This window comes from Streptomyces sp. NPDC008163, from assembly GCF_042956885.1.
GTDB classification, from domain to species: domain Bacteria; phylum Actinomycetota; class Actinomycetes; order Streptomycetales; family Streptomycetaceae; genus Streptomyces; species Streptomyces drozdowiczii_A.
Genome location: NZ_JBIBHG010000001.1, coordinates 312204 through 336338, shown reverse-complemented (window position 1 = coordinate 336338; position 24135 = coordinate 312204). Strand labels below are relative to the sequence as shown.

At 71.9% G+C, this 24135-nt stretch carries 26 protein-coding genes; 11 read left to right on the top strand and 15 right to left on the bottom strand.

Annotation, left to right across the window (positions count from 1 at the left end):
• Positions 1–74 precede the first annotated feature (74 nt).
• On the top strand, positions 75–602 hold the full coding sequence (locus ACFZAT_RS01730; RefSeq protein ID WP_391258554.1) for a hypothetical protein: 528 nt from the start codon (positions 75–77) through the stop codon (positions 600–602).
• Between the two features lie 67 nt (positions 603–669).
• Here the strand turns inward: ACFZAT_RS01730 and ACFZAT_RS01725 are convergent, their stop codons facing one another.
• The 4 genes from ACFZAT_RS01725 to ACFZAT_RS01710 form a co-directional block, all read right to left on the bottom strand.
• Complete coding sequence (locus tag ACFZAT_RS01725) at positions 670–1794, bottom strand: GuaB3 family IMP dehydrogenase-related protein (protein WP_018101158.1); 1125 nt, start codon at positions 1792–1794, stop codon at positions 670–672.
• A 105-nt stretch (positions 1795–1899) separates the two neighbouring features.
• A complete protein-coding gene (gene guaB, locus ACFZAT_RS01720; protein ID WP_391258551.1) occupies positions 1900–3402 on the bottom strand; it encodes an IMP dehydrogenase in 1503 nt (500 codons plus the stop codon).
• Between the two features lie 162 nt (positions 3403–3564).
• A complete protein-coding gene (locus ACFZAT_RS01715) occupies positions 3565–4140 on the bottom strand; it encodes a sigma-70 family RNA polymerase sigma factor (protein WP_018101160.1) in 576 nt (191 codons plus the stop codon).
• A gap of 249 nt (positions 4141–4389) precedes the next feature.
• A complete protein-coding gene (locus ACFZAT_RS01710; RefSeq protein WP_003948568.1) occupies positions 4390–5001 on the bottom strand; it encodes a response regulator transcription factor in 612 nt (203 codons plus the stop codon).
• 426 nt (positions 5002–5427) lie between these two features.
• Here ACFZAT_RS01710 and ACFZAT_RS01705 point away from each other — a divergent pair, with 426 nt between their 5' ends.
• Entirely contained in the window at positions 5428–5754 is a 327-nt protein-coding gene (locus tag ACFZAT_RS01705; RefSeq protein ID WP_018101161.1) for a WhiB family transcriptional regulator, read from the top strand.
• Positions 5755–5841: 87 nt separating this feature from the next.
• Here ACFZAT_RS01705 and ACFZAT_RS01700 read toward each other — a convergent pair whose 3' ends face one another.
• A complete protein-coding gene (locus tag ACFZAT_RS01700; RefSeq protein ID WP_391258546.1) occupies positions 5842–6744 on the bottom strand; it encodes a LysR substrate-binding domain-containing protein in 903 nt (300 codons plus the stop codon).
• A gap of 89 nt (positions 6745–6833) precedes the next feature.
• On the opposite strand from ACFZAT_RS01700, the gene ACFZAT_RS01695 reads away from it, so the two are divergent.
• Together ACFZAT_RS01695 and ACFZAT_RS01690 are read left to right on the top strand one after the other, a co-directional pair.
• Positions 6834–7505, top strand: coding sequence for an MOSC domain-containing protein (locus ACFZAT_RS01695; RefSeq protein WP_391260173.1), 672 nt, complete (start codon positions 6834–6836; stop codon positions 7503–7505).
• A gap of 52 nt (positions 7506–7557) precedes the next feature.
• A complete protein-coding gene (locus ACFZAT_RS01690) occupies positions 7558–8331 on the top strand; it encodes an SDR family NAD(P)-dependent oxidoreductase (protein ID WP_391258543.1) in 774 nt (257 codons plus the stop codon).
• A 28-nt stretch (positions 8332–8359) separates the two neighbouring features.
• Here ACFZAT_RS01690 and ACFZAT_RS01685 read toward each other — a convergent pair whose 3' ends face one another.
• Positions 8360–10126, bottom strand: a complete 1767-nt coding sequence (locus ACFZAT_RS01685) for a DUF2264 domain-containing protein (protein WP_391258541.1) — start codon at positions 10124–10126, stop codon at positions 8360–8362.
• Between the two features lie 171 nt (positions 10127–10297).
• Here ACFZAT_RS01685 and ACFZAT_RS01680 point away from each other — a divergent pair, with 171 nt between their 5' ends.
• From ACFZAT_RS01680 to ACFZAT_RS01660, 5 genes are all read left to right on the top strand, one after another.
• Positions 10298–11410 (top strand): substrate-binding domain-containing protein, encoded by a 1113-nt coding sequence (locus ACFZAT_RS01680; RefSeq protein WP_391258538.1) that lies wholly within the window; start codon positions 10298–10300, stop codon positions 11408–11410.
• Positions 11411–11517: 107 nt separating this feature from the next.
• On the top strand, positions 11518–12843 hold the full coding sequence (locus tag ACFZAT_RS01675) for an extracellular solute-binding protein (RefSeq protein ID WP_391258535.1): 1326 nt from the start codon (positions 11518–11520) through the stop codon (positions 12841–12843).
• Positions 12844–12847: 4 nt separating this feature from the next.
• Positions 12848–13735, top strand: coding sequence for a carbohydrate ABC transporter permease (locus ACFZAT_RS01670; protein ID WP_073964391.1), 888 nt, complete (start codon positions 12848–12850; stop codon positions 13733–13735).
• Positions 13732–14586: an ABC transporter permease subunit gene (locus ACFZAT_RS01665; protein ID WP_391258532.1), complete on the top strand. Its 855-nt coding sequence runs from the start codon at positions 13732–13734 to the stop codon at positions 14584–14586. Before ACFZAT_RS01670 ends, ACFZAT_RS01665 begins: the two co-directional genes overlap by 4 nt.
• A gap of 27 nt (positions 14587–14613) precedes the next feature.
• A complete protein-coding gene (locus tag ACFZAT_RS01660) occupies positions 14614–15642 on the top strand; it encodes an NAD(P)-dependent oxidoreductase (protein WP_391258530.1) in 1029 nt (342 codons plus the stop codon).
• Positions 15643–15746: 104 nt separating this feature from the next.
• Here ACFZAT_RS01660 and groL read toward each other — a convergent pair whose 3' ends face one another.
• Together groL and groES are read right to left on the bottom strand one after the other, a co-directional pair.
• Positions 15747–17372, bottom strand: a complete 1626-nt coding sequence (gene groL, locus ACFZAT_RS01655) for a chaperonin GroEL (protein ID WP_073964396.1) — start codon at positions 17370–17372, stop codon at positions 15747–15749.
• 101 nt (positions 17373–17473) lie between these two features.
• Complete coding sequence (gene groES, locus ACFZAT_RS01650; RefSeq protein ID WP_018101172.1) at positions 17474–17782, bottom strand: co-chaperone GroES; 309 nt, start codon at positions 17780–17782, stop codon at positions 17474–17476.
• Between the two features lie 306 nt (positions 17783–18088).
• On the opposite strand from groES, the gene ACFZAT_RS01645 reads away from it, so the two are divergent.
• Entirely contained in the window at positions 18089–18499 is a 411-nt protein-coding gene (locus ACFZAT_RS01645) for a DUF6234 family protein (RefSeq protein WP_391258526.1), read from the top strand.
• Here the strand turns inward: ACFZAT_RS01645 and ACFZAT_RS01640 are convergent.
• The 7 genes from ACFZAT_RS01640 to tsaB all read right to left on the bottom strand — a co-directional run bounded on the left by ACFZAT_RS01640 (position 18490) and on the right by tsaB (position 23351).
• Complete coding sequence (locus ACFZAT_RS01640) at positions 18490–19464, bottom strand: polysaccharide deacetylase family protein (RefSeq protein WP_391258524.1); 975 nt, start codon at positions 19462–19464, stop codon at positions 18490–18492. The genes ACFZAT_RS01645 and ACFZAT_RS01640 overlap by 10 nt on opposite strands.
• Before the next feature lie 135 nt (positions 19465–19599).
• Positions 19600–20253, bottom strand: coding sequence for a hypothetical protein (locus tag ACFZAT_RS01635; protein WP_391258521.1), 654 nt, complete (start codon positions 20251–20253; stop codon positions 19600–19602).
• 47 nt (positions 20254–20300) lie between these two features.
• The gene (locus ACFZAT_RS01630; RefSeq protein ID WP_391258518.1) at positions 20301–20771 is read right to left on the bottom strand and encodes a VOC family protein; all 471 of its coding nucleotides are present in this window, start codon (positions 20769–20771) and stop codon (positions 20301–20303) included.
• 63 nt (positions 20772–20834) lie between these two features.
• Positions 20835–21125, bottom strand: a complete 291-nt coding sequence (locus ACFZAT_RS01625) for a hypothetical protein (protein ID WP_391258515.1) — start codon at positions 21123–21125, stop codon at positions 20835–20837.
• Positions 21122–22222, bottom strand: coding sequence for a tRNA (adenosine(37)-N6)-threonylcarbamoyltransferase complex transferase subunit TsaD (gene tsaD / locus ACFZAT_RS01620; RefSeq protein ID WP_391258512.1), 1101 nt, complete (start codon positions 22220–22222; stop codon positions 21122–21124). The genes ACFZAT_RS01625 and tsaD overlap by 4 nt, the downstream gene beginning before the upstream one ends.
• Entirely contained in the window at positions 22222–22716 is a 495-nt protein-coding gene (gene rimI / locus ACFZAT_RS01615) for a ribosomal protein S18-alanine N-acetyltransferase (protein ID WP_018101179.1), read from the bottom strand. The genes tsaD and rimI overlap by 1 nt, the downstream gene beginning before the upstream one ends.
• Complete coding sequence (gene tsaB, locus ACFZAT_RS01610; protein WP_391260170.1) at positions 22713–23351, bottom strand: tRNA (adenosine(37)-N6)-threonylcarbamoyltransferase complex dimerization subunit type 1 TsaB; 639 nt, start codon at positions 23349–23351, stop codon at positions 22713–22715. Before tsaB ends, rimI begins: the two co-directional genes overlap by 4 nt.
• Before the next feature lie 224 nt (positions 23352–23575).
• Here tsaB and ACFZAT_RS01605 point away from each other — a divergent pair, with 224 nt between their 5' ends.
• On the top strand, positions 23576–24121 hold the full coding sequence (locus ACFZAT_RS01605; protein ID WP_391260167.1) for a hypothetical protein: 546 nt from the start codon (positions 23576–23578) through the stop codon (positions 24119–24121).
• Positions 24122–24135 lie beyond the last annotated feature (14 nt).

The window sequence follows — 24135 nt, the reverse complement described above, 5'->3', positions numbered from 1 at the left end:
CGGAACCGGCTGCTAGCCTGCGGCGTCACTCCTCGCACAGCAGTGCGTAGACGTCCCCAGGGGGAGAACCCAGCATGAGCCAGCCCGTACCACCGCCGAACCAGCCCTACGGCCAGCCCCAGGGCGGCAACCCGTTCGCCGGCCAGCACCCCGGCGCCCCGTTCGGCGGCGGCCCCGCGCCGTTCAACCCGGCGCCTCCGGCGCGTAAGAACATCGCGCTCGGTCTCGGCGCGGGCGTGGTCGCGGCCGTCGTCGGCGCGCTCATCTACGGCTTCATCCTGGGCAAGTCCGATCACCAGATCGGCTACATCGCGGTCGGCGTCGGCTTCCTCGTCGGCTTCGCGGCGAGCAAGCTCGGCGGCGCCAACCCCGCCGTGACCGTCGTCAGCGCCCTGATCTCCATCGGCGCCGTGTACATCGGTCAGCTCGTGGGCATCTCGATCGCGCTCTCCGACCTCGCGCACGAGTCGGCGAGCAGCATCTTCTTCGACCACTTCGGCGCCCTCACGGACGCGTACAGCGAGGGGGCCGACTTCAAGGACTACCTCTTCCTGGCCCTCGGCGCGCTCGGCGCGGTCGGTGGTGCCCGCAAGGGCGCGTAACGCGAAAACCCGGAGGGCCCGGACCGCAAGCGCGGTCCGGGCCCTCCGGCGTACGTTACGGGGAGACTCAGCGGCGGTGCTGGGAGTCCGCGACCGTCACCTCGACGCGCTGGAACTCCTTGAGGTCGCTGTAGCCCGTGGTGGCCATCGCGCGGCGCAGCGCCCCGAAGATGTTCATCGAGCCGTCCGGGGTGTGCGAGGGGCCGGTCAGGACCTCCTCGGTCGTCCCGACCGAGCCCAGGTCCACCAGCTTGCCGCGCGGCACGTCCTCGTGGACGGCCTCCATGCCCCAGTGCCGGCCCCGGCCGGGCGCGTCCGTCGCGCGGGCCAGCGGGGAGCCCATCATCACGGCGTCCGCGCCGCAGGCGATGGCCTTCGGCAGGTCGCCGGACCAGCCGACGCCGCCGTCCGCGATGACGTGCACGTAACGGCCGCCGGACTCGTCCATGTAGTCGCGGCGGGCACCGGCCACGTCGGCGACGGCGGTCGCCATCGGGACCTGGATGCCGAACACGTTGCGCGTGGTGTGCGCGGCGCCGCCGCCGAAGCCGACGAGGACACCGGCAGCGCCGGTCCGCATCAGGTGCAGGGCGGCGGTGTACGTGGCGCAGCCGCCGACGATCACCGGGACGTCCAGCTCGTAGATGAACTGCTTCAGGTTCAGCGGCTCGGCCGCGCCCGAGACGTGCTCGGCGGAGACCGTGGTGCCCCGGATGACGAAGATGTCCACACCCGCGTCGACCACGGCCTTGGAGAACTGCGCGGTGCGCTGCGGGGAGAGCGCGGCGGCGGTGACGACGCCGGAGTCGCGCACCTCCTTGATGCGCTGCCCGATCAGCTCCTCCTGGATGGGGGCGGAGTAGATCTCCTGGAGCCGGCGGGTCGCCGTCTCGACGGGCATCTCCGCGATCTCGTCCAGGAGCGGCTGCGGGTCCTCGTGCCGGGTCCACAGCCCTTCCAGGTTGAGGACGCCGAGGCCGCCGAGCTCGCCGATGCGGATGGCGTGCTGCGGGGACACCACGGAGTCCATGGGGGCGGCCAGGAACGGCAGCTCGAAGCGGTAGGCGTCGATCTGCCAGGCGATCGAGACCTCCTTCGGGTCGCGGGTCCGGCGGCTCGGGACGACGGCGATGTCGTCGAATGCGTATGCCCGGCGGCCGCGCTTGCCGCGCCCGATCTCGATCTCAGTCACGATGATGTGGCCTTTCCCTCTGCGTCTGCGCTGTCCAGTATCCCCGACACACACGTGAGGGGCGGTCCCGGGAACCCCGGTCCGCCCCTCACCTGCGCCGTCGCGCTACTTCTTGCTGTAGTTCGGTGCTTCGACCGTCATCTGGATGTCGTGCGGGTGGCTCTCCTTGAGACCCGCCGAGGTGATCCGCACGAAGCGGCCCTTGCTCTCCATCTCGTCCACGGTCGCGGCGCCGACGTAGCCCATGGTCTGGCGGAGGCCGCCGACGAGCTGGTGCAGCACGTTGGCGAGGGGGCCCCGGTAGGGCACCTGGCCCTCGATGCCCTCGGGGACGAGCTTGTCGTCCGAGGCGACCTCGGCCTGGAAGTACCGGTCCTTGGAGTAGGAGCGGCCCTGGCCGCGCGACTGCATCGCGCCCAGCGAGCCCATGCCCCGGTACGACTTGAACTGCTTGCCGTTGATGAACATCAGCTCGCCCGGGGACTCCTCGCAGCCCGCGAGAAGGGAGCCCAGCATCACGCTGTCGGCACCGGCGGCGAGCGCCTTGCCGATGTCGCCCGAATACTGGAGGCCGCCGTCGCCGATGACCGGGACGCCCGCCGCGCGGGCGGCCAGTGCGGCCTCGTAGATCGCGGTGACCTGCGGGACGCCGATGCCGGCGACGACGCGGGTGGTGCAGATGGACCCGGGGCCGACGCCGACCTTGACGCCGTCCACACCGGCGTCGATCAGGGCCTGGGCGCCGTCGCGGGTCGCCACGTTGCCGCCGATCACGTCGACGTTCACGGCCGACTTGATCTTGGCCATCCAGTTGAGCGCGTTGCTGTTGTGGCCGTGCGAGGTGTCCACGATGAGGAAGTCGACGCCCGCCTCGGCCAGCGCCTGGGCGCGGTCCAGCGCCTCCGGGCTGGCGCCCACGGCGGCACCGACGAGGAGCCGGCCGTCGGCGTCCTTGGCCGCGTTCGGGTACTGCTCGGCCTTCTTGAAGTCCTTGACGGTGATGAGGCCCTTGAGGAGGCCCGCCTCGTCCACCAGCGGCAGCTTCTCGATCTTGTGGCGGCGCAGCAGCTCCATGGCGTCCACGCCGGAGATGCCGACCTTGCCGGTGACGAGCGGCATCGGCGTCATGACCTCGCGCACCTGGCGGGAGCGGTCCGACTCGAAGGCCATGTCGCGGTTGGTGACGATGCCGAGCAGCTTGCCCGCCTGGTCGGTGACCGGGACACCGCTGATGCGGAACTTCGCGCAGAGCGCGTCCGCCTCCGCGAGCGTGGCGTCCGGGCCGACCGTGATCGGGTCGCTGACCATGCCGGACTCGGACCGCTTCACCAGGTCGACCTGGTTGACCTGGTCCTCGACCGAGAGGTTGCGGTGCAGCACGCCGACGCCGCCCTGGCGGGCCATCGCGATGGCCATGCGGGCCTCGGTGACCTTGTCCATGGCGGCGGACAGCAGCGGGATGTTGACGCGGACGTTGCGCGAGATGAGCGTCGAGGTGTCGACCGCGTTGGGCAGCACTTCGGATGCGCCCGGCAGCAGCAGCACGTCGTCGTATGTCAGCCCGAGCGTCGCGAATTTCTCGGGCACTCCGTCGACGTTTGCAGTCATGACACCTTCCCCAAATGGCCTTGATCGGTGCGGATGTCCATGCTAACGGGCTCGGGAGGCGTCTCATTCCACGAGCAAGATCACCCGCAGGTTCTGTAGCTTTCTACGTCTGTGGCGTACGTCTCCGAGGGGCCGGAGCCACCGCTCGGCCCCCTGTCCGGCTCACTGTTCCGCGAGGGCCCGGAGGCGGCTGAGCGCCCGGTGCTGGGCGACCCGGACGGCGCCCGGGGACATGCCGAGCATCTGCCCGGTCTCCTCGGCGGTCAGCCCGACGGCGACGCGCAGCACGAGCAGTTCGCGCTGGTTCTCCGGGAGGTTGGCCAGGAGCTTCTTGGCCCAGGCGGCGTCGCTGCTGAGCAGCGCGCGCTCCTCGGGCCCGAGCGAGTCGTCGGGGCGCTCCGGCATCTCGTCGGAGGGCACGGCGGTCGAACCCGGGTGCCGCATCGCGGCGCGCTGGAGGTCGGCCACCTTGTGACCGGCGATGGCGAAGACGAAGGCTTCGAAGGGTCTGCCCGTGTCCTTGTAGCGCGGCAGCGCCATGAGCACGGCGACGCAGACCTCCTGCGCCAGGTCCTCCACGAAATGGCGGGCGTCACCGGGCAGCCGGTTCAGCCGGGACCGGCAGTAGCGCAGGGCGAGCGGGTGGACGTGGGCGAGCAGGTCGTGCGTGGCCTGCGCGTCGCCCTCGACGGCGCGGTGCACCAGGGCACCGATCACCGTCGTCCCGTCGTCGCGCATCGAACCATGGTGCCCCGGCCCCGCTTCATCCGCGGCACCGCGTCCGTAGTTGTGCACCGAAGCGTTATGAGCGGGTGCGCCGGAAGTCATGTCCTGCGCCCTCCCCTTCCGCTCGACCGAATCGTTCCCGAGGAACTCCACGTCTCAAGGATGCGGCATCGGCCGGGAAGCGTCACATACCGCCGGATCGGCGGGGTACGGCGGCGTGCGCCGCACCCCTGCCCGGGCCCAGGAGGCCCGGGCCGACTGTCAGCGCACCAGGCCCCACCGGAAGCCCAGGGCCACCGCGTGGGCGCGGTCCGAGGCGCCGAGCTTCTTGAAGAGCCGCCGGGCGTGCGTCTTCACCGTGTCCTCGGAGAGGAACAGCTCGCGGCCGATCTCCGCGTTGGAGCGGCCGTGGCTCATCCCCTCCAGCACCTGGATCTCGCGCGCCGTGAGCGTGGGCGCCGCCCCCATCTCGGCCGACCGCAGCCGGCGCGGGGCGAGCCGCCACGTCGGGTCGGCCAGCGCCTGGGTGACGGTCGCCCGGAGCTCGGCCCGGGAGGCGTCCTTGTGCAGATAGCCGCGGGCGCCGGCGGCGACCGCGAGCGCGACGCCGTCCAGGTCCTCGGCGACGGTCAGCATGATGATCCGGGCGCCGGGGTCGGCGGAGAGCAGCCGCCGGACCGTCTCCACCCCCCCGAGCCCGGGCATGCGTACGTCCATGAGAATCAGATCCGAACGGTCGGCACCCCAGCGGCGGAGGACTTCCTCGCCGTTGGCGGCCGTCGTCACACGCTCGACGCCGGGCACGGTCGCGACCGCGCGACGGAGCGCTTCTCGGGCAAGCGGGGAGTCGTCGCAGACGAGGACGGAAGTCATGACCGCCCTCCGCAGCTGATGCGCGTCACCTTGAGCCTCCAGGCTGTTACAAGTCGTCACCTGTGCGGTTGACGCTCTCGGACATCTGCCCGATCGCTCTTTCTGCCAACCGCCTCCGCACTCTCAACGATGGTCACTCGAAAGAGTTACGGGTTGGAAGACCGAGTTCGGCACTCTACGTGAGTAAGCGCTCACGGAGGAGAGCGCCACGAGTCGTCCAGTCGTCAACCGAAACTTTTGGCGGCTCCGTGCCCCATTTAGCGGGATTTCTTCCCTTTCGGTGGTGTCTGTGGCTAGATTCGCAATCAGTCATATTTACATCTACTAACACCGTAGATGTACGGTCTTGTACGCGGTCATCGACAAGCACTCACCCACGACGCACGACGACGCTTCCGACTCAGCACGGTTTCGAGGGGACAAGCAATGGCCGATTTCTCCCGACTTCCCGGACCAAACGCCGATCTGTGGGACTGGCAGCTGCTGGCCGCCTGCCGCGGGGTCGACAGCTCGCTCTTCTTCCATCCCGAAGGGGAACGGGGTGCCGCCCGGAGCGCCCGCGAGACCTCCGCGAAGGAGGTGTGCATGCGGTGCCCCGTACGCGCGGAGTGCGCGGCGCACGCCCTGGCCGTCCGCGAGCCCTACGGGGTGTGGGGTGGGCTCACCGAGGACGAGCGGGAGGAGCTGATGGGGCGGGCGCGGAATCGGCTGATCACCGCTGCGGCACCGGCGTCTCCGCCGGGGCATGGGTGACCTTCGCTGCGCATATCGGGGGAGAAACGTTTCTGCATCTCGCCCCGCCCCTTCCCGAAACCGGGGCTCCGTCCCGGACCCCGCGCCTCAGACGCCGGCGGGGCTGGAACTGGCCAGCGCCAGGTGGTCCAGGGTGGCCGCTACCGCCGGGACCCGTGCCAGGTCCGGCAGGGTCAGGGCGACGATCTCGCGTTCGATGGCCGGGGCCACCGTGAGGGTCCTGGCTCCACGCGGGCGTACCGACTCGATGGCCAGGGCGGGCAGTACGGCGACGCCCAGGCCCGCACCGACCAGGCCGATCACCGCCGGGTAGTCGTCCGTGGCGAAGTCGATGCGCGGGGTGAAGCCGGACTCCTCGCACACCTCCACGAGCTGCCTGCGGCACCGGGGGCACCCGGCGATCCAGGACTCCCCGGCCAGCTCCGCGATGCCCACCTCGTCCCGGCCCGCCAGCGCGTGCCCCTCGGGGACCAGGCCCGTGAGGCGGTCCGTGAGCAGCGGGCGGACCACCAGGTCGTCCCATTCGGCGCCCGGCTCCCCGTAGCGGAAGGCGAGCGCGATGTCGCAGTCGCCGTCGCGCAGCATCTCCACCGAGCGGGGCGGCTCGGCCTCCACGAGGGAGACCCGGGTGCCGGGGTGGGCGGCGCGCAGAGCGGCGAGGGCGCCCGGGACCAGCGACGAGCTGCCGCTCGGGAAGGAGACGAGCCGGACCCGGCCGGCTCGCAGTCCGGCGATCGCGGCGACCTCCTCCTCGGCGGCGGTGAGCCCGGCGAGGATGCCCGACGCGTGCCGCACCAGCGCCTCGCCCGCCTGGGTCAGCCGCATCTCGCGGCCGGTCCGGATGAGCAGCGTGGTCCCCGCCGAGGACTCCAGGGCCTTCATCTGCTGGCTGACGGCGGGCTGGGTGCAGCCCAGCTCCCGGGCGGCGGCGGAGAAGGAGCCGGTGGCGGCGACGGCGCGCAGGACGCGGAGGTGGCGGGCTTCGATCACCCCTCCAGCATAAGCGACCCTTGGGGCGGTCGCGGGATATTCGCGTGCGGCTTTGGGGTGGGCTTGGATACGGTTCCGGTATGACCGCGATGACTGTGCTGACCGTGAACGCGGGGCGTCCCACGCCGGCGTCCTACACCGACGCCCCGGGCGGCAGGACCGGGATCGACAAGCGCCCGGTGGACGGGCCGGTGCGGGTGTCGGACCCCGGGCCCAGGGGCGAGGGCGGCAGCGGTGTCGCCGGGGACGCGGTGTGCGACCTGCGCCACCACGGCGGCTCGGACCAGGCGGTGTACGCGTTCGCCCGTGAGGACCTGGACGTCTGGGAGCGGGAGCTGGGCCGCTCGCTGCCCAACGGCACGTTCGGCGAGAACCTGACCACGGCGGGGCTGCGGGTCGGCGAGGCCCTGATCGGCGAGCACTGGCGGATCGGCGGGGAGCTGGTCCTGGAGGTCGCCTCGGGCCGCATCCCGTGCCGTACCTTCCAGGGCCATCTCGGCGAGGCCCGCTGGGTGAAGCGGTTCACGCGGGCGGCGGCCCCGGGGGCGTATCTGCGGGTGATCACACCGGGGTCCGTCCGGGCCGGGGACCCGGTCGAGATCGTGCACCGGCCGGGCCACGAGGTGACCGTGGAGCTTGAGTTCCGGGCCGTCACCACCCGGCGCGACCTGCTGCCCTTGCTCCTCCCGGCCGGCGAGGCGCTGTGCCCGTCGACGCTGCGCAGGGCGCGCGCGTACGCGGCGGAGCTCGCCGCCTCCTGAGGCCGCGGGAGCGCCCGGAGGCGCCGCTTCGGGATGCTCTACCGTGCCGCTTATGACGACTGCACTGATCACGGGCGCGACGGCGGGTATCGGTGCCGCCTTCGCCCGGCGGCTCGCCGCCGACGGGTACGACCTGGTCCTGGTGGCCCGGGACGCGGAGCGGCTGCGCGAGCAGGCGACCGAGCTGCACGACCGGCACGGCATCGAGGCCGAGGTGCTGCGGGCCGACCTGTCCGAGGACAAGGGCATCCGCGCGGTCGAGGAGCGCCTCGGGGACGCCCGGCACCCGGTCGACCTGCTGGTGAACAACGCGGGCTTCGGCAACAAGGGGCGCTATCTGGAGGTCCCGATGGCCGACGAGCTGACGATGCTGAAGGTGCACTGCGAAGCGGTGCTGCGGCTGACCTCGGCGGCGGCGTCCGCGATGCGGGAGCGCGGCCGGGGCGGCATCGTCAACGTGGCCTCGGTCGCGGCGTTCGTGCCGCGCGGCACGTACGGCGCTTCGAAGGCGTGGGTCGTGCAGTTCAGCCAGGGCGCGGCGAAGGACCTGGCCGGGTCCGGGGTGCGGCTGATGGCGCTGTGCCCGGGCTTCGTGCGTACGGAGTTCCACCAGCGGGCCGGGATGGGAACGGGCAACATCCCGGGCTGGATGTGGCTCGACGCGGACAAGCTGGTGACCGCCGCGCTCGCGGACCTGGCGCGGGGCAAGTCGGTGTCGATCCCGGACCCGCGGTACAAGGTGCTGATGGGCGCGGTGAAGCTGGCCCCGCGCGGCCTGCTCGGCGGGCTGACCTCGCGGACGGGCCGCAAGTACGGACCGCAGTAGGGGGCCTTCACTCCTCGGCAGAGGGCCGTCACTCCTCCGGGAGCCGGAGTACGGCGGTGCTGCCGTCGTGCCAGGTCACCCGGATCTCGTGGGGGCTCTGTACGTGGATCCCGGCGAGGGTCTCGACGGGCGCCGGGTCCGCCTCGCCGGTGAGCGAGGCGAGCGCGACGAAGAGGGACCGGGGTCCGGTGGTCGCGCCCTCGGCGGCCAGGAGCCGGGAGCTCTCGCCGAACATGGTGTCGCCGCCGCGCAGTTCGCGCACCCCGCCCTCGTAGCCGTGGACCGGGTGGAGCTGGGCGGTGAGCCCCTGGTCGTCCCCGGTCGCCCACCCCGTCTGGCGGACGGGCGTGCCCTCGGGCGCGCCCGTGACCAGGTGCGCGCGGACCTCGGCGCGGCCGTGGGCGAGGGTGGCGGAGACGACGCGGACGCCGGGGAGCGGGGTGTGTCCGGAGGCGGCGTGGCCGAGCGGGTCCGCGGTGCGGCGAGCGGTCGGGTCGCCGCCGTCGGGCAGCAGCGCGAAGTGGTTGTCCCGCTCGGCGTCCCCGTGCGTGGGGCCGGTGCGGGTGGAGTACGCGAAGCGGGCGTAGCCGGGGTCCTCCTCGTCGCCCACGTGGTTCGAGCCGTGGTTGTGAAGCCGGACGAGGCCGTCCGCGGTGGTGGACTGGAGGAGCATCCCGGTCGGGCCGAGGAGGGTCACGGCGTCCGCGGTCTCGGCGGGCAGCGGCTCCTCGGTGGCCGTCCAGACGGGGTGGTCCGGGGGCATCAGGAGGCCGAGGAAGCCCTTGGAGGCCCAGTACGGGGACGCCGGGCCGGAGTAGGTCTGGAGCATGGGCTCGTACGGACGGTGCCAGCCGAGGGTGAGGAGGCCGTCCCGGTCGGTGGCGCCGTGGTCCAGGAAGTGGCGCAGGGTGCCGGAGGCGAGGCGGCGGGTCGCGCCCGGGGTGAGCGGGGTGTGGCCGGTCATCGCGCCGAGCCAGGGGGCGGCCGCGGCGGCGAAGCGGTAGATGAGGGAGCGGCCGAACGGCATGGGCGCGCCGTCCGCGCCGAACATGCGGCTGTAGTCGTCCAGCTGGCGGTGCAGGCGGGGGCCGTAGCGGTCCAGGAGGTCCCGGTCACCGGCGAGGTGGGCGTGCAGGACCGGGTAGAAGTGCATCGCCCAGGCGTTGTAGTGGTCGAAGGAGCGGTTCGGGCCGTCGCTGTACCAGCCGTCGCCCAGGTACCAGTCCTCGACGTGGGCCAGCGCGCGGTCGATGGTCTTCCGGGCCCGGTCGGTCTCGATGCCCGCGTCCTGGAGGAAGCCGGCGACGGTGAGCCCGAAGAACCACCAGTTGTTGTTCACCGGGGGCGCGTCGAGGGCGGGCCGGAGCCAGTCGACGGCGCGCTGCCGGGTGGCGTCGTCCAGGGCGTCCCACAGCCAGGGGCGGGTGAGGCGCAGGCCCAGGGCGATGGACGCGGACTCCACGATGGCCTGGGGGACGTCCGCGATGCGGGGCCAGGCGTCGGGGCCGCCCGACGGCTCCGACGTACCGGCGGCGAGCCCTTCGGCGTACCGGCCGAGGAAACCGTGCGGGTCCTCGCCGCGCGCTCCGGCGGTCCGCAGCGCGGCGAGCAGCCAGGTGCGGGCGTAGCCTTCGAGGCCGTCGGAGAGCGGTCCGGACCAGCTCGGCCGGGGGCCCGGGAGGTCGATGCGGCCGTGGCGGGGCGAGGCGTAGGGGCGTACCGCGAGAAGCAGCCGGTCGGCCGTGCGCTCCCAATCGGCACGGGTGTACCCCGTGTACGGACTCGTCGTGGGCATGATGCTCCCAGGGGAGGCGGACTTCGGCATCGCGGGAAATCGTGAACCGCTGATTGATCGAACGTCAAGGGATGGCGTAGCGAATGATCGAAACTTCCTTCAATCGATCACAGTGGATTAGGGTCTGGCGAGCCGAGCCATCACATCGCGATTTACAAGGGGACTGCCGCCGTGCGCGAGAGTGCAGCTGAACGTCACGACCGACTTCTGGCCCTGGTACGGGAGCGCGGCTCGGCCCGTGTCTCCGATCTGGCCGGCCTGCTGGGGGTCTCCCCCGTCACGGCGCGCCGCGACGCCGAGGCGCTGGCCGAGCGCGGACTCCTCGACCGGGTCCACGGCTCGGTCTCCTGGCCCCGGGACGCCGCCGCGCCCGACGCCCCCGCCCCGGGCGGCGGCCCGGTGCTCGGGCTGATCGCCCCCTCGGCGACGTACTACTTCGCCGAGGTCATCCGGGGGGCGCACGAGGCGGCCGCGCGCGCCGGGGGCCGGCTCGTGCTGCGGATCTCCGACTACCGGCCGGAGGGGGACCGGGCGCGCGCCGAGGGGCTGCTCGCCTCCGGGGCCGAGGGGCTGCTCATCGCCCCGGCCTGGCGGGGCGCCGAGGACCAGGCGGCGTACGGGGACTGGATGGCCGGGCTGCCGGTGCCCGCCGTGCTCCTGGAGCGGACCCCGGCGCCGGGGTCCGCGCTGGACGGCCTGGACCGGGTCTGCTCCGACCACCGGCACGGGGTGCTGCTCGCGGTGCGCCATCTGACCGGACTCGGCCACGGCACCCCGCTCCTGGTGGCCCGCGCCGACAGCCCGACCGCGCTCGCGGTGCGCTCCGGGTACGAGGACGCGCTGGCGGTGCTCGGTCTCGCCGAGGGCGCTCCGGCGATGATCGGGACGTCCGGGCCGGAGGTGGATCCGGCGCGCTTCGAGGAGGCGGTGCGCGAGGTGCGCGACGCCGTGGTCTCCGGCCGGGCCGCGTCGGTCCTCGTGCACAACGACGTGGACGCGATCCACCTGGTGCAGCGCCTGTCGGAGCTGGGCGTACGGGTGCCGGAGGACCTGGCGGTGATCGCGTACGACGACGAGGTGGCGGCGCTGGGCGACATCCCGCTCACCGCGGTCAGCCCGCCCAAGCGGCACGTCGGGCAGTACGCGACGGAGCTGCTGATCGGGCGGCTCGCCGCGGGGCGGGACGGGGCCGGGCGGGACGGTTCGGGGGCCGACGGGGACGAGCCCGGAAGGCATCTGGCGCTGCTGCCGCGGCTGCGGGTGCGGGCCTCGACCGCTCGATAACGTTCTGATCTTTTCTCGATCAATCAATCTTTCGCTCTTGACTTCGGTCATCGGTGGACCAAGGATCACGCCCAACGTCCCTGTCACCGTCGACTCAGGAGCCCGCCGTGAACCGCAGTTGGAGCAGAACGACTCTTTCCATAGCCGGAGCCGTCACCGCCCTCGCCGTCGTCACGGCCTGCGGCGGGAGCGGGGACGACTCCGGCGGCGGCACCGGCACCGCCGCCAAGCCCGTGACCATCACCTTCTGGGGCTGGGCCAAGGGCACCAAGGAGGTCGTGGACGCCTTCAACGCCTCGCACGAGAACATCCACGTGAAGTTCGAGGAGACCCCCTCCGGGAACGCCGGCGGCTACGCCAAGATCTCCAACGCGATCAAGGCGGGCAACGCCCCCGACCTGGTCTCCGTCGAGTACCCGCAGCTCCCCGAGTACGTCAGCCAGGGCGGCTTCCAGGACATCGGGACGTACCTCACGGACGACGTCAGGAAGAAGTTCCTCCCGCAGGCGATCGAGCAGACCACACTCGGCGGCAAGAGCTGGGCGGTCCCCTTCGACGCCGCGCCGCAGGCGTTCTTCTACCGCAAGGACCTCTTCACCAAGTACGGCATCGACGTCCCCAAGACCTGGGCCGAGTTCAAGTCGGCGGCCGAGAAGGTGAAGAAGGCCGACTCCAAGGCCCGCATCGGCACCTTCTTCCCGGACGACCCGACCACCTTCGAGGCGATGGTCTGGCAGGCCGGCGCCCAGTGGTTCAAGGCCGAGGGCGACACCTGGAAGGTCGACACCACCGACGCCGCCACCACCGAGGTCGCCGACTACTGGCAGGGCCTGGTGAAGGACGGCCTGGTCCGCACCGACGCCTCCTTCTCGCCCGCCTGGACCAACTCCCTGAAGACCGGAGGCACCATCGGCTACCTCGGCGCCTCCTGGGGCGGCGGCGTCCTCGGCTCCACCCTGCCCGAGCAGAGCGGCAAGTGGGCCGTCGCCCCGATCCCGGCCTGGGACGGCAAGCCCGCCGGCGGCATGCTCGGCGGGACCACCTTCGCGGTGCCGAAGAACAGCGGGAAGGCCGCCGCCGCCGTCGAGTTCGCGACCTGGATGACCACCACGGAGGACGGCATCAAGGCCCGTATCTCCTCCGGCACCTCCAGCGCCTTCCCGGCCGCGCTCGCCCTGCGCCCGGCGGCCAAGAAGGCGTTCGACACCAAGTTCTACGGCGGCCAGGACATCTACCAGGTCTTCGAGGACGGCGGCGCCGCGATCAGGCAGGGCTGGACCTGGGGCCCCTCGATGGGCACCACCAACACCACGCTCAAGGACCGCTTCGGCAAGCTCGCCGGGGGCGGCACCACCATCCCCGACGCCGTGAAGGCCGCCCACGACGCGACCGTCGCGGAGCTGTCGAAGCGCGGCCTGAAGGTCGAGGGCTGACCGGATGAAAGCCCGCACCCGCGCCGCCGCGATCCTGCTGACCCCGTTCTTCGTCCTGTTCACCGCCGTCATGCTGATCCCGATCGGCTACGCGGTCTGGCTCAGCCTCTTCACCGAACAGCAGTCGGGGCTCGGCTTCGGCGGATCCGAGACGGTCTTCACCGGACTCGGCAACTACACGGCGGCGCTGGGTGACCGGGTCTTCCGCGACGGCTTCCTCGTCCTCCTCGGCTATTGCGCCGTCTACATCCCGCTGATGGTCGGCGGCGCCCTCGGCCTCGCCCTGCTGCTCGACTCGGCGCTCGCCCGCGCCCGGCGCTTCTTCCAGCTCGCGCTGTTCCTGCCGCACGCCGTGCCCGGGATCATCGCCGCGATGATCTGGCTGTACCTGTACACCCCGGGCCTCAGCCCCGTCGTCTCCGCGATGCACTCCGGCGGCATCGGCTTCGACTTCTTCTCACCCGGTGGCGCGCTGCCCTCCGTCGTGAACATCGCGCTGTGGGAATGGCTCGGCTACAACATGGTGATCTTCTACGCCGCCCTCCAGGCCATCGACCGCTCGGTGCTCGAAGCGGCCACGGTGGACGGGGCGAGCGGCGGGCGCATCGCGTTCAGCATCAAGCTCCCGCTGATCCGGTCCTCGGTCGTGATGGTCGTGCTCTTCACGATCATCGGCTCGCTCCAGCTCTTCACCGAGCCGCTGATCCTCAACACCGGCTCCGGGTCCGCCGTCTCCTCCTCCTGGACACCGAACATGTACGCCTACACCGCGGCCTTCGCCCGTAACGACTTCGGACTCGCGGCCGCCGCCTCCGTACTCCTGGCGCTGACCGCCGCGCTGCTGTCCTTCGTCGTCACCCGCCTCACCGGCCGGAAGGGCGCGCACGCATGAGCACCACGACCCGCAAGAACCCCTGGCTGTCCAAGGCGGCCGTCAACGGAGCGCTGCTCCTGGCCGTCCTCTACATGCTCTTCCCGCTCGTCTGGCTGGTCACCGCAGCCACCAAGGACACCGGTTCGCTGCTCGCCGGGGACACCTTCTCCTTCGAGGGCTTCGACCTCTCGAAGAACCTCTCCGACATCGCCACGTACGGGGACGGCGTCTACTTCCGGTGGTACGGGAACAGCCTGCTGTACGCGGGAGTGGGCGCCGCGGTCTGCTCGCTGATCTGCGTCGCCGCCGGGTACGCCTTCGACAAGTACGAGTTCCGGGGCAAGGAGAAGCTGTTCGGTCTCGTGCTGCTCGGGGTGCTCGTCCCGACGACCGCGCTGGCCCTGCCGATGTACCTGCTGGCCAGCAAGCTCGGCATCGTCAACACGTACTGGTCCGTGCTGATACCCGTCCTGGTGAACCCGTTCGGCGTCTATCTCGCCCGGGTCTTCTCCGCCGGGTACATCCCCGGCGAGGCGCTGGAGGCCGCGCGCATCGACGGGGCGGGCGAACTGCGCACCTTCTTCTCCATCGGGCTGCCGATGATGATGCCGGGGTTCGTCACGGTCTTCCTCTTCCAGTTCACCGCGATCTGGAACAACTTCTTCCTTCCGCTGGTGATGCTCTCCGACCGCGAGCTCTTCCCGCTGAGCCTCGGCCTGTACTCCTGGAACACCAACACCCACAGCGAGCCGGGCTTCTACCCGCTCGTCGTCACCGGTTCGCTCCTCGCCGTCATCCCGCTGATCGTCGCCTTCGTCTCCCTGCAACGGCACTGGAAGGCCGGTCTCACCGCCGGCAGCGTCAAGTAGCCCCCACACCAAGGGAGTCGTTCACCCATGCAGTCCACCACTGACCCCAGGCCGTCCGTCCTGCTCGCGATGGGCCCGGACATCTACGAGCGCCTCTTCGAGCCCCGCCACCGCGACCGGCTCACCGCCCTCGCCCGTACGGACCCGGCCCTCGTCGCCCACGACCTGGCCGCCCCGGACCCCCGCGTCGCCGCCGCGCTCGCCGAGGCCGAGGTCCTCCTCACCTGCTGGGGCGCCACCCCGCTCACCGCCCAGGTCCTCGCCGCCGCGCCCCGCCTCAGGGCGGTCGTCCACGCGGCCGGCTCCGTCAAGCACCACATCACCGACGCCTGCTGGGAGCGCGGCCTCGCCGTCTCCTCGGCGGCCGGGGCCAACGCCCTGCCGGTGGCGGAGTACACCCTGGCCACGATCCTGCTCGCCAACAAGCGCGTCCCGCACTCCGCCCACGTCTACCGCGAGGTCCGCGCCGACCACGACTGGCGCGCCGAGCTGGACGGCGCCGGCAACTACCGCCGCACGGTGGGCATCGTCGGCGCCTCCCGCATCGGCCGCCGCGTCATCGAGCTGCTCCGCCCCTTCGACCTGGCGGTCCTGCTGTACGACCCCTTCGTCACCGCGGCCGAGGCGGCGCGCCTCGGCGTCCGCCCGGTCACCCTGGACGAGCTGTGCGCCCGCGCCGACGTGGTCTCCGTCCACGCCCCCCAGCTCCCCGAGACCCACCACATGATCGGCACCCGCCAACTGGCCCTGATGCGGACCGGCTCGACGCTGATCAACACGGCCCGGGGCTCCCTGATCGACGAGACGGCCCTCCTCCGCGAACTGGTCCCGGGCCGCCTCCACGCCGTACTGGACGTGACGGACCCCGAACTGCCCCCGTCCGACTCCCCCCTGTACGACCTCCCGAATGTCCTCCTGACCCCCCACGTGGCGGGCTCCCTGGGCAACGAACTCCACCGCATGACCGACCACGCCCTGGACGAACTGGAGCGCTACGCGGCGGGCCGCCCGTTCGCGGAGGGGGTACATCCGGCGGCACTGGGCCGGTCGGCGTGAAATCCAGCCCCTCCGGCGCTTGAGGAGCGGGGGTCCGGGGGCAGCGCCCCCGGACAGCGCAAAGGCCCGGTCCCCCGCGGGGACCGGGCCTTTGCGGCTAACCGCTAGTGCGAGTGGCCGTGGCCGTGGCCCGCGGCCTCCGGCTCCTCCTCGGCCGGCTTCTCGACGACCAGGGTCTCGGTCGTGAGCAGCAGCGACGCGATGGACGCGGCGTTCTCCAGGGCGGAGCGGGTGACCTTGACCGGGTCGATGACGCCGGCCTTGACCAGGTCGCCGTACTCGCCGGTGGCGGCGTTGAAGCCCTGGCCCTTGTCGAGCTCGGCGACCTTCGAGGTGATGACGTAGCCCTCGAGGCCGGCGTTCTCGGCGATCCAGCGCAGCGGCTCGACGGCGGCGCGGCGGACGACCGCGACACCGGTGGCCTCGTCGCCGGTCTTGCCGAGGTTGCCCTCCAGGACCTTGACGGCGTGGACGATGGCGGAGCCACCACCGGAGACGATGCCCTCCTCGACCGCGGCGCGGGTCGCGGAGATGGCGTCCTCCAGACGGTGCTTCTTCTCCTTGAGCTCGACCTCGGTGGCGGCACCGACGCGGATCACGCAGACCCCGCCGGCCAGCTTCGCCAGGCGCTCCTGGAGCTTCTCGCGGTCCCAGTCGGAGTCCGTGGCCTCGATCTCGGCCTTGATCTGGTTGACGCGGCCGGCGACCTCGTCGGACTTGCCGCCACCGTCGACGATGGTGGTGTCGTCCTTGGTGACGGTCACGCGGCGGGCGGTGCCCAGCACGTCCAGACCGGCCTGGTCGAGCTTGAGGCCGACCTCCTCGGCGATGACGGTCGCACCGGTGAGGGTGGCGATGTCGCCGAGCATGGCCTTGCGGCGGTCACCGAAGCCCGGCGCCTTGACGGCGACGGCGTTGAACGTGCCGCGGATCTTGTTGACGACCAGGGTCGACAGGGCCTCGCCCTCGACGTCCTCGGCGATGATCAGGAGCGGCTTGGAGCCACCGGCCTGGATGACCTTCTCCAGGAGCGGCAGCAGCTCCTGGATCGAGCCGATCTTGCCCTGGTGGATCAGGATGTACGGGTCGTCGAGGACGGCCTCCATGCGCTCCTGGTCGGTCACCATGTACGGGGACAGGTAGCCCTTGTCGAAGGCCATGCCCTCGGTGAAGTCGAGGTCCAGACCGAAGGTGTTGGACTCCTCGACGGTGATGACACCGTCCTTGCCGACCTTGTCCATCGCGTCCGCGATGAGCTCGCCGACCTGCGGGTCCTGCGCGGAGAGCGCGGCCACGGCGGCGATGTCGGACTTGTCGTCGATCGGGCGGGCGGTCGCGAGGAGCTCCTCGGACACGGCCTTGACCGCGGCGTCGATGCCCTTCTTCAGGGCGGCCGGGGAGGCGCCGGCGGCGACGTTGCGCAGACCCTCGCGGACGAGCGCCTGGGCGAGGACGGTGGCGGTGGTGGTGCCGTCACCCGCGACGTCGTTGGTCTTGGTCGCCACCTCCTTCACCAGCTGGGCGCCGAGGTTCTCGTACGGGTCGTCCAGCTCGACCTCGCGCGCGATGGTGACACCGTCGTTGGTGATGGTGGGGGCACCGAACTTCTTGTCGATGACGACGTTGCGGCCCTTGGGGCCGATCGTCACCTTGACCGTGTCGGCAAGCTTGTTGACGCCGCGCTCAAGGGCGCGACGGGCGTCCTCGTCGAACTTCAGGATCTTCGCCATGGAGCTGAACTGTTCCTCTCAAAACAAGAACTGCGCCCCTGCCGCCCGGCTGTTGGTTCGCAGGGGGCCAGGGGCGCAGAACAGAAGCAAACGTGGGTGAATTACTTCTCGATGATCGCGAGGACGTCGCGCGCCGAGAGGACGAGGTACTCCTCGCCGTTGTACTTCACCTCGGTGCCGCCGTACTTGCTGTACAGCACGACATCGCCGGTCTTGACGTCGAGCGGCAGGCGCTCGCCGTTCTCGAAGCGGCCCGGGCCCACGGCCAGGACGACGCCCTCCTGGGGCTTCTCCTTGGCGGTGTCCGGGATAACCAGGCCGGAGGCCGTGGTCTGCTCGGCGTCGAGCGGCTGGACCACGATGCGGTCCTCGAGCGGCTTGATCGCAACCTTGGAGCTGGCGGTCGACACGATCCGGTCTCCCCCTTCGGAGATCTCACGGGGTTTAACAGTCTTTGGGGTGGCGACCAGGTGGGCCCGTCGTCGCGGGTGCCGGACCTGCCGGTCGCGCAGTACTGCTGGCACTCTCCATCGGGGAGTGCCAGCACTGAGACTATGACCGCGATTAGCACTCGGTCAAGCGGAGTGCCAATTCACGCCCCTCGTGGCGTACCCGGGAGCCGCCCGCCCCTCCGTACGGCTGCGGCCGTACAACGTTCCGGACACCGTAGGGACAACGCGGGAGCCGCCCGGACCGTTCCGGTGGACGGTGTCGTCATGCGCATACGAAGCTCCGGCCCCCCGGCCCCCTCGCGCCCCGGCCCCGTGCTGACCGGCTGCCTCGACGTGGTGCTCGGGGTACTGCTCATCGCGCTGGAGGGAGTGCTCGGCGCGGTCCTCTTCTACGCGTACACGGGCTCCGACCCCCGGCCGCCGAACCCGGACATGGCGGAGGCCGGACCGCCCGGGATGGACTGGTCCGGCACTCTCGTCCTCGCCGCCGTCACGGTGGCGGCCTGCGTGATCGGCGTGGTGCTGCTGCGCCACGGGCTGCCGATCGCGGGCGTCGTCCAGCTGCTCGGCGCATGCCTGCTGCTGGTGCTCACGCTGACGGCCTGGCACCGCGCCCACGAGGACGCGCACCCGGAGCCCGGAAACGCCCGCGCGTACGCCGCTTCCTATACGTAGTCCTCCAGGCGGGCCACGGAGTAGCCCTGGTCCGTGATGACCTTCATGACGGACCGGACCAGGTCGGGCATGCTGCCCTTCCAGTCCGCCTCGCCCCGGAAGTGCGTGAGGATGATGTCGCCGGGGTGCAGCTTCCGGTCCTCCTCGCGCCACTCCATGTGGTCGGGGAACGCCTCCGCCTCCCAGAGCGGCACGGCGGTGATGCCGCAGGACTTGGCGACCTTCAGCGTGTCGGTGTTGTAGTTGCCGTACGGCGGCCGGAAGAGCCGGGGCCGCTTGCCGAACTGCTCCTCCAGGATGTCCTGCTGGCCGCAAATCTCGCGCTTCTGCTCGTCGTGCGAAAGGCCCGGCAGATAGCGGTGGTTGAGCGTGTGGTTGCCGAGCACGGTCCCGCGCGACTGGGCGTCCTTGAAGTACGTGTAGTCGTCGCGCACCAGGTAGTCGGTGAGGAAGGCGCTGTACGGGATGTTCAGCTCCGACATCATCTTCAGCAGCTCGGGGTCCTTGTCGTCCCCGTCGTCCATCGTCAGGAAGACGACCTTGTCCGTGGTGGGGACCCGGGTGAAGACCGGCGGCAGCGAGTCGTCCTGGCCCGAGACCTCGAAGCCCTTGCGGGTCGTGAGGTGCGGCTTCTTCGCGGGCGGCACGGGCGCCGCGAGCGGTGTGACCGCCAGGCCCCACTTCTTGGCGGCGACCGCGCGGGCCGCCTGGGCCAGCTTCGCCCGCTCCGCCTGCGCCGCGCGGGTGCCGAGGGCCCCGGCCGCCGGTTCGGCCGGCGCGCCCGGCTGCCCCGCCTGGGCCTTCGCGCTCCGGGCCGCGGCGCCCGAGTCGTCCCCGGCCGCACAGCCGGACGCGGCGGCGGCGACCAGGAGCGCGGCGAGGACCGCGTAACCGGGCCTGCGCCGCGGCCGGCCCCGCCCCCGCCGCCGGCCACCCGTCACCGCACCCGTTTCACGCCCATTCATGGCCAATTTGTCCTTTTGTCGTACTGGCTGCATGGCGCCGGATCCTGCCAGTACGTGACGGGGCATCGGCCACGACACCGCCGCCGGGCGCGCGCGGTCCCCCGGGTGGCTCACACGGAGGCGGCCGAAGGGGCTTCAGCGGTGGACGCCCCCTAGGGGCTGCGGCGCGGCGACCCCGGCCAGCGTCCGCACGATCCAGCGCCGGTGCCAGAACGCCTTGAAGACGCCGACGAGCCCGACGAGCCAGGCCAGCAGCCCGAGCCCCATGATCAGGGCCATCAGCCCGTACGTGTCCTCGCCCCGGACCGCTCCGGCGGGCACGACGACGCAGAGGTAGAGGCCCAGCGCGCCGAGCGCGAAGGAGGGCAGCAGCCACCCCAGGCCCGTGCCGGGGAGCCGGAGTCCGGCGTCGCGGGCGGGGTCGCGGTCCAGGTCGCCCCACTGGGTGAGCAGCCGGCGCAGCGCCACGTCCCGGCGCAGTCCGGAGACGAGCAGGATCACCGCCGGGATCAGGGCGCCGACGCCGATCGCGAGCATCACCAGGGCGAAGATCGCGCTGATGGGGTCGTACGACTCCGCGAAGCCGATGACCGCCGTCCCGATGAACGACCAGCCGATCGCGCCGACCGCCCCCCACAGCCACAGCAGCCCGAGCCGGCCGGGTCCGATGTGCGCCTTGACCAGTACACCGAGCAGGAAGGACCGGTCGGCGAGCAGCGCGTCCCGGTCGGGCCAGGAACGTATCTCCACGGGCGGCGGGGGCGGCGGCAGCACGAAGCGAGGGGACATGGGGCCGACCTTATCGAGCACCCCTGGCCCCAATTGCCGGGCGGGGCTCAGGCGTTGCGGATGGCCTCGATGTCCAGCCGCTTCATGCCCATCATGGCCTTCATCGCACGGGCGGCCTTCTCCGGGTCCGGGTCGGTCAGGGCCTCACCGAGGCCCGGCGGGACGATCTGCCAGGAGAGGCCGTACTTGTCCTTGAGCCAGCCGCACTGGACCTCCTGTCCGCCGCCGGAGGTGAGTTCGTTCCACAGCCGGTCCGCCTCCTCCTGCGAGTCGCACTCGACGGAGAGCGAGGCGGCCTCGGTGAAGGGGAACTCGGGCCCGCCGTCGAACGCGACGTACTCCGCGCCGTCCAGCTGGAACCGCACGGTCATCGCTTTTCCGGCCTCGCCGAGGCTCGCGGCGGTCCAGGCGGTGGTCTCCAGGACGCGTGAGTCGCCGCCGACGACGGAGACGTAGTAATCGGCCGCTTCCTCGATCAGGCCCTTCGGGAACCACAGGAACGTGGTGACCTTCTGCATGGTCCTCTCCTCACGTACAGGGGCAAAGTGCCGTGAAGGGTAGACCGCGCGGGCGCCCGGAACTCATCGACGTGCCGGGGGCTGGACCGCTCCCAGCGATTCGAAGCGCCAGCGGTGGACCGGCCGGGTGACGAGGGCCGGGTCCGGCTCGGGCAGCTCCGGCAGCTCGTCGGCGTACCCGCCCTGCCACCAGGTGATGACGAGGACCCGGTCCTGCGGGGCGCGCAGCAGCTCGCTGCGGAGCGGGCGGCGGGGCAGCGCGGCGGCGCGGGCGCGGGCCCACTCCGCCAGCTCGCCGCCCCGGCCCTCGGCGGCGCGGGCCTCCCACATCAGGGCGGTGACCGGGGCGCTCATGAGTAGAGGTTGTCCTTGCTGATCTCGTGCACGTGGTCGTGGTCGTGCGGGTGGGCGCCCGGGACGTGGGTCTCGGTGACGGGCAGCGAGGAGTCGGCGGACAGCTCCAGGTCGGAGGCGGGCCGGTTGCGGGCGACCATCTCGGCGCCGAGCGCGGCGACCATCGCGCCGTTGTCGGTGCACAGCTTGGGGCGGGGCACGCGCAGCCGGATGCCGGCCCGCTCGCACCGCTCCTCGGCGAGCGCGCGCAGCCGGGAGTTGGCCGCCACGCCGCCGCCGATCATCAGATGGTCGACGCCCTCGTCCTTGCAGGCCCGGACGGCCTTGCGGGTGAGCACGTCGACCACGGCCTCCTGGAAGGACGCGGCCACGTCGCGCACCGGCACCTCCTCGCCGGCCGCCCGCTTGGCCTCGATCCAGCGGGCGACGGAGGTCTTCAGGCCGGAGAACGAGAAGTCGTACGCGGGGTCGCGCGAGCCGGTGAGCCCGCGCGGGAAGGCGATGGCGGCCGGGTCGCCCTCGCGGGCGAGGCGGTCGATGACCGGGCCGCCGGGGAAGCCGAGGTCCAGGACGCGGGCGATCTTGTCGAACGCCTCGCCGGCCGCGTCGTCGATGGTCGCGCCGAGCGGCCGCACGTCGTTGGTGATGTCCGGTGCGAGCAGCAGCGAGGAGTGCCCGCCGCTGACCAGGAGCGCCATGGTGGGCTCGGGCAGCGGGCCGTGCTCCAGCTGGTCGACGCAGATGTGGGAGGCCAGGTGGTTGACCCCGTACAGCGGCTTGTTCAGCGCGTACGCGTACGCCTTGGCGGCGGAGACGCCGACGAGCAGGGCGCCCGCGAGGCCGGGTCCGGCGGTGACCGCGATGCCGTCGAGGTCGCGGCCGCTGACCCCGGCCTCCTTCAGGGCGCGCTCGATGGTGGGGACCATCGCCTCCAGGTGGGCGCGGGAGGCGATCTCGGGGACGACGCCGCCGAAGCGGGCGTGCGTGTCGACGCTGGACGCGACGGCGTCCGCGAGGAGCGTGGTCCCCCGGACGATGCCGACCCCGGTTTCGTCGCAGGAGGTCTCGATGCCGAGTACGAGCGGTTCGTCAGCCATCAGTCAGTCTCGTTTTCTTCGTGTACGTGGAGGCGCATGACGAGCGCGTCGATATTGCCCGGCTGGTAGTAGCCGCGGCGGAAGCCGATCGGTTCGAAGCCGAAGCGCTCGTAGAGCTTCTGGGCGCGGGTGTTGTCGACGCGGACCTCCAGCAGCACCTCGGCGCACTCGAAGGCGGTGGCGTGCCGGAGCAGGTCGGTCAGCAGCTCGGAGCCGAGCCCGCCGCCCCAGTGGTCGCGGGCGACGGCGATCGTCTGTACGTCGGCGAGGTCCCCGGCGGCCGCGAGGCCCGCGTATCCGACGATCCGGCCGGTGCCCGGCTCCTCGGCGACGACGTAGCGGCGGGTGGCGGCCGGGCCGCGCGCGTGGGCCAGCTCGGACCAGAACATGCCCGCCGACCAGGCGTCCTCCGGGAACAGCTCGTGCTCCAGGGCGAGCACGGGGTCGATGTCCCACCAGCGCATCTCGCGCAGCACCGCGGTCGTGACGGTCACTTCGGGGTGACCACCTTGTAGTTCTTCGGCACCTGCGCGTCGGGCCTGCGCAGGTAGAGCGGCTGGGGCGGCAGCAGCTCCTCGCCCGCCGCGAGGCGTTCGGCGGCGAGGCCCGCGAGGGCGCCCGCCGCGAGGTGTTCCGGGCCGCGCGCGTCCGGGAACGCCTCCGGATAGAGCACCGCGCCCGCGCCGACGACCGGAAGGCCCGCGAGCTGGTCCGCGATGTCGGCGGGCCGGTCGACGCAGGGCCCGGCGGTCCGGGTGCGGGCGTCCTCGTACCGCGCCCAGTAGACCTCCTTGCGGCGGGCGTCCGTGGCGACGGCGAAGGGGCCGTCGAGCCCGGCCGCGTACGCGAGGCCGTCCAGGGTGCACAGGCCGTGCACGGGCACGGAGAGCGCCGAGCCGAAGGTGGCGGCCGTCACCAGGCCGACGCGCAGTCCGGTGTACGGGCCGGGGCCGACGCCCACGACGACGCCCGTGACGGCGTCGAGTTTCACCCCGGCGTCCGCGAGGACCCGGTCGACGGCGGGCAGCAGCAGCTCCCCGTGCCTGCGGGCGTCGACCTGCACGGACTCGGCGACGACGCGGGTCCCGTCGTGCAGGGCGACGGTGACGGCGGGGGTGGCGGTATCCATTGCGAGCAAGAGCACGCAAACAGCCTACGGCTCCGACGCGGCCCGCCCCGCGCCCCGTACGGCGTCCCGGACCGGGCGGTCCCGGCTGCTACCGTCACCGGGTATACGCGGAGTACGTGAAAACGCTTGTACGACTTACGGTCCGCGTACGACTTCTGGTTCGCGCCTTACGGCACACGACAGCGAAAGAGGCACGCACGGTGGCAAGGGGCAGCTCGGGAATCGTGGCCGCGCTCACCGCGGCGGCCGTCGCGGTGGTCGGCTTCCTGGCGTACCAGGCTTCCGCGCATGTGCCGGACGACCTGGCCACGAAGCCGAAGGCGTCGAGCAGCGCCTCGGCTTCCGCCCCGGCGGGCGGGCACGCCAAGGCCAAGCCGAAGAAGGACCCGCTCGCCGTCCCGGCCGGCTCCGGCACCGGGGCGCGGGTCGTCTACGCGCTGCACGACCGCCGGGTGTGGCTGGTCGACGCGAAGGGGAAGTCGTCGCGCACGTTCAAGGTGATGCCGAGCTCGGTGCACGCGGCGCCGGGCACGTACCACGTGACGTCGCGCTCGGGGAGCGTGAAGGGGTCCGACGGCGTGCCGATCGAGCACGTGGTGCGGTTCGCCACGGTGAACGACGTGACGATCGGCTTCAGCGCCGCGCAGGACGGGTCGATGGAGGAGCCGGACCCGACGGTGAAGGCGGGGGGCGTGCGGATGTCCCGGGCCGACGGGGACGCGGTGTGGCGGTTCGCCACGGTGGGGGCGACCGTGGTGGTGGTCCCGTAGCCGGGACCTGCCCC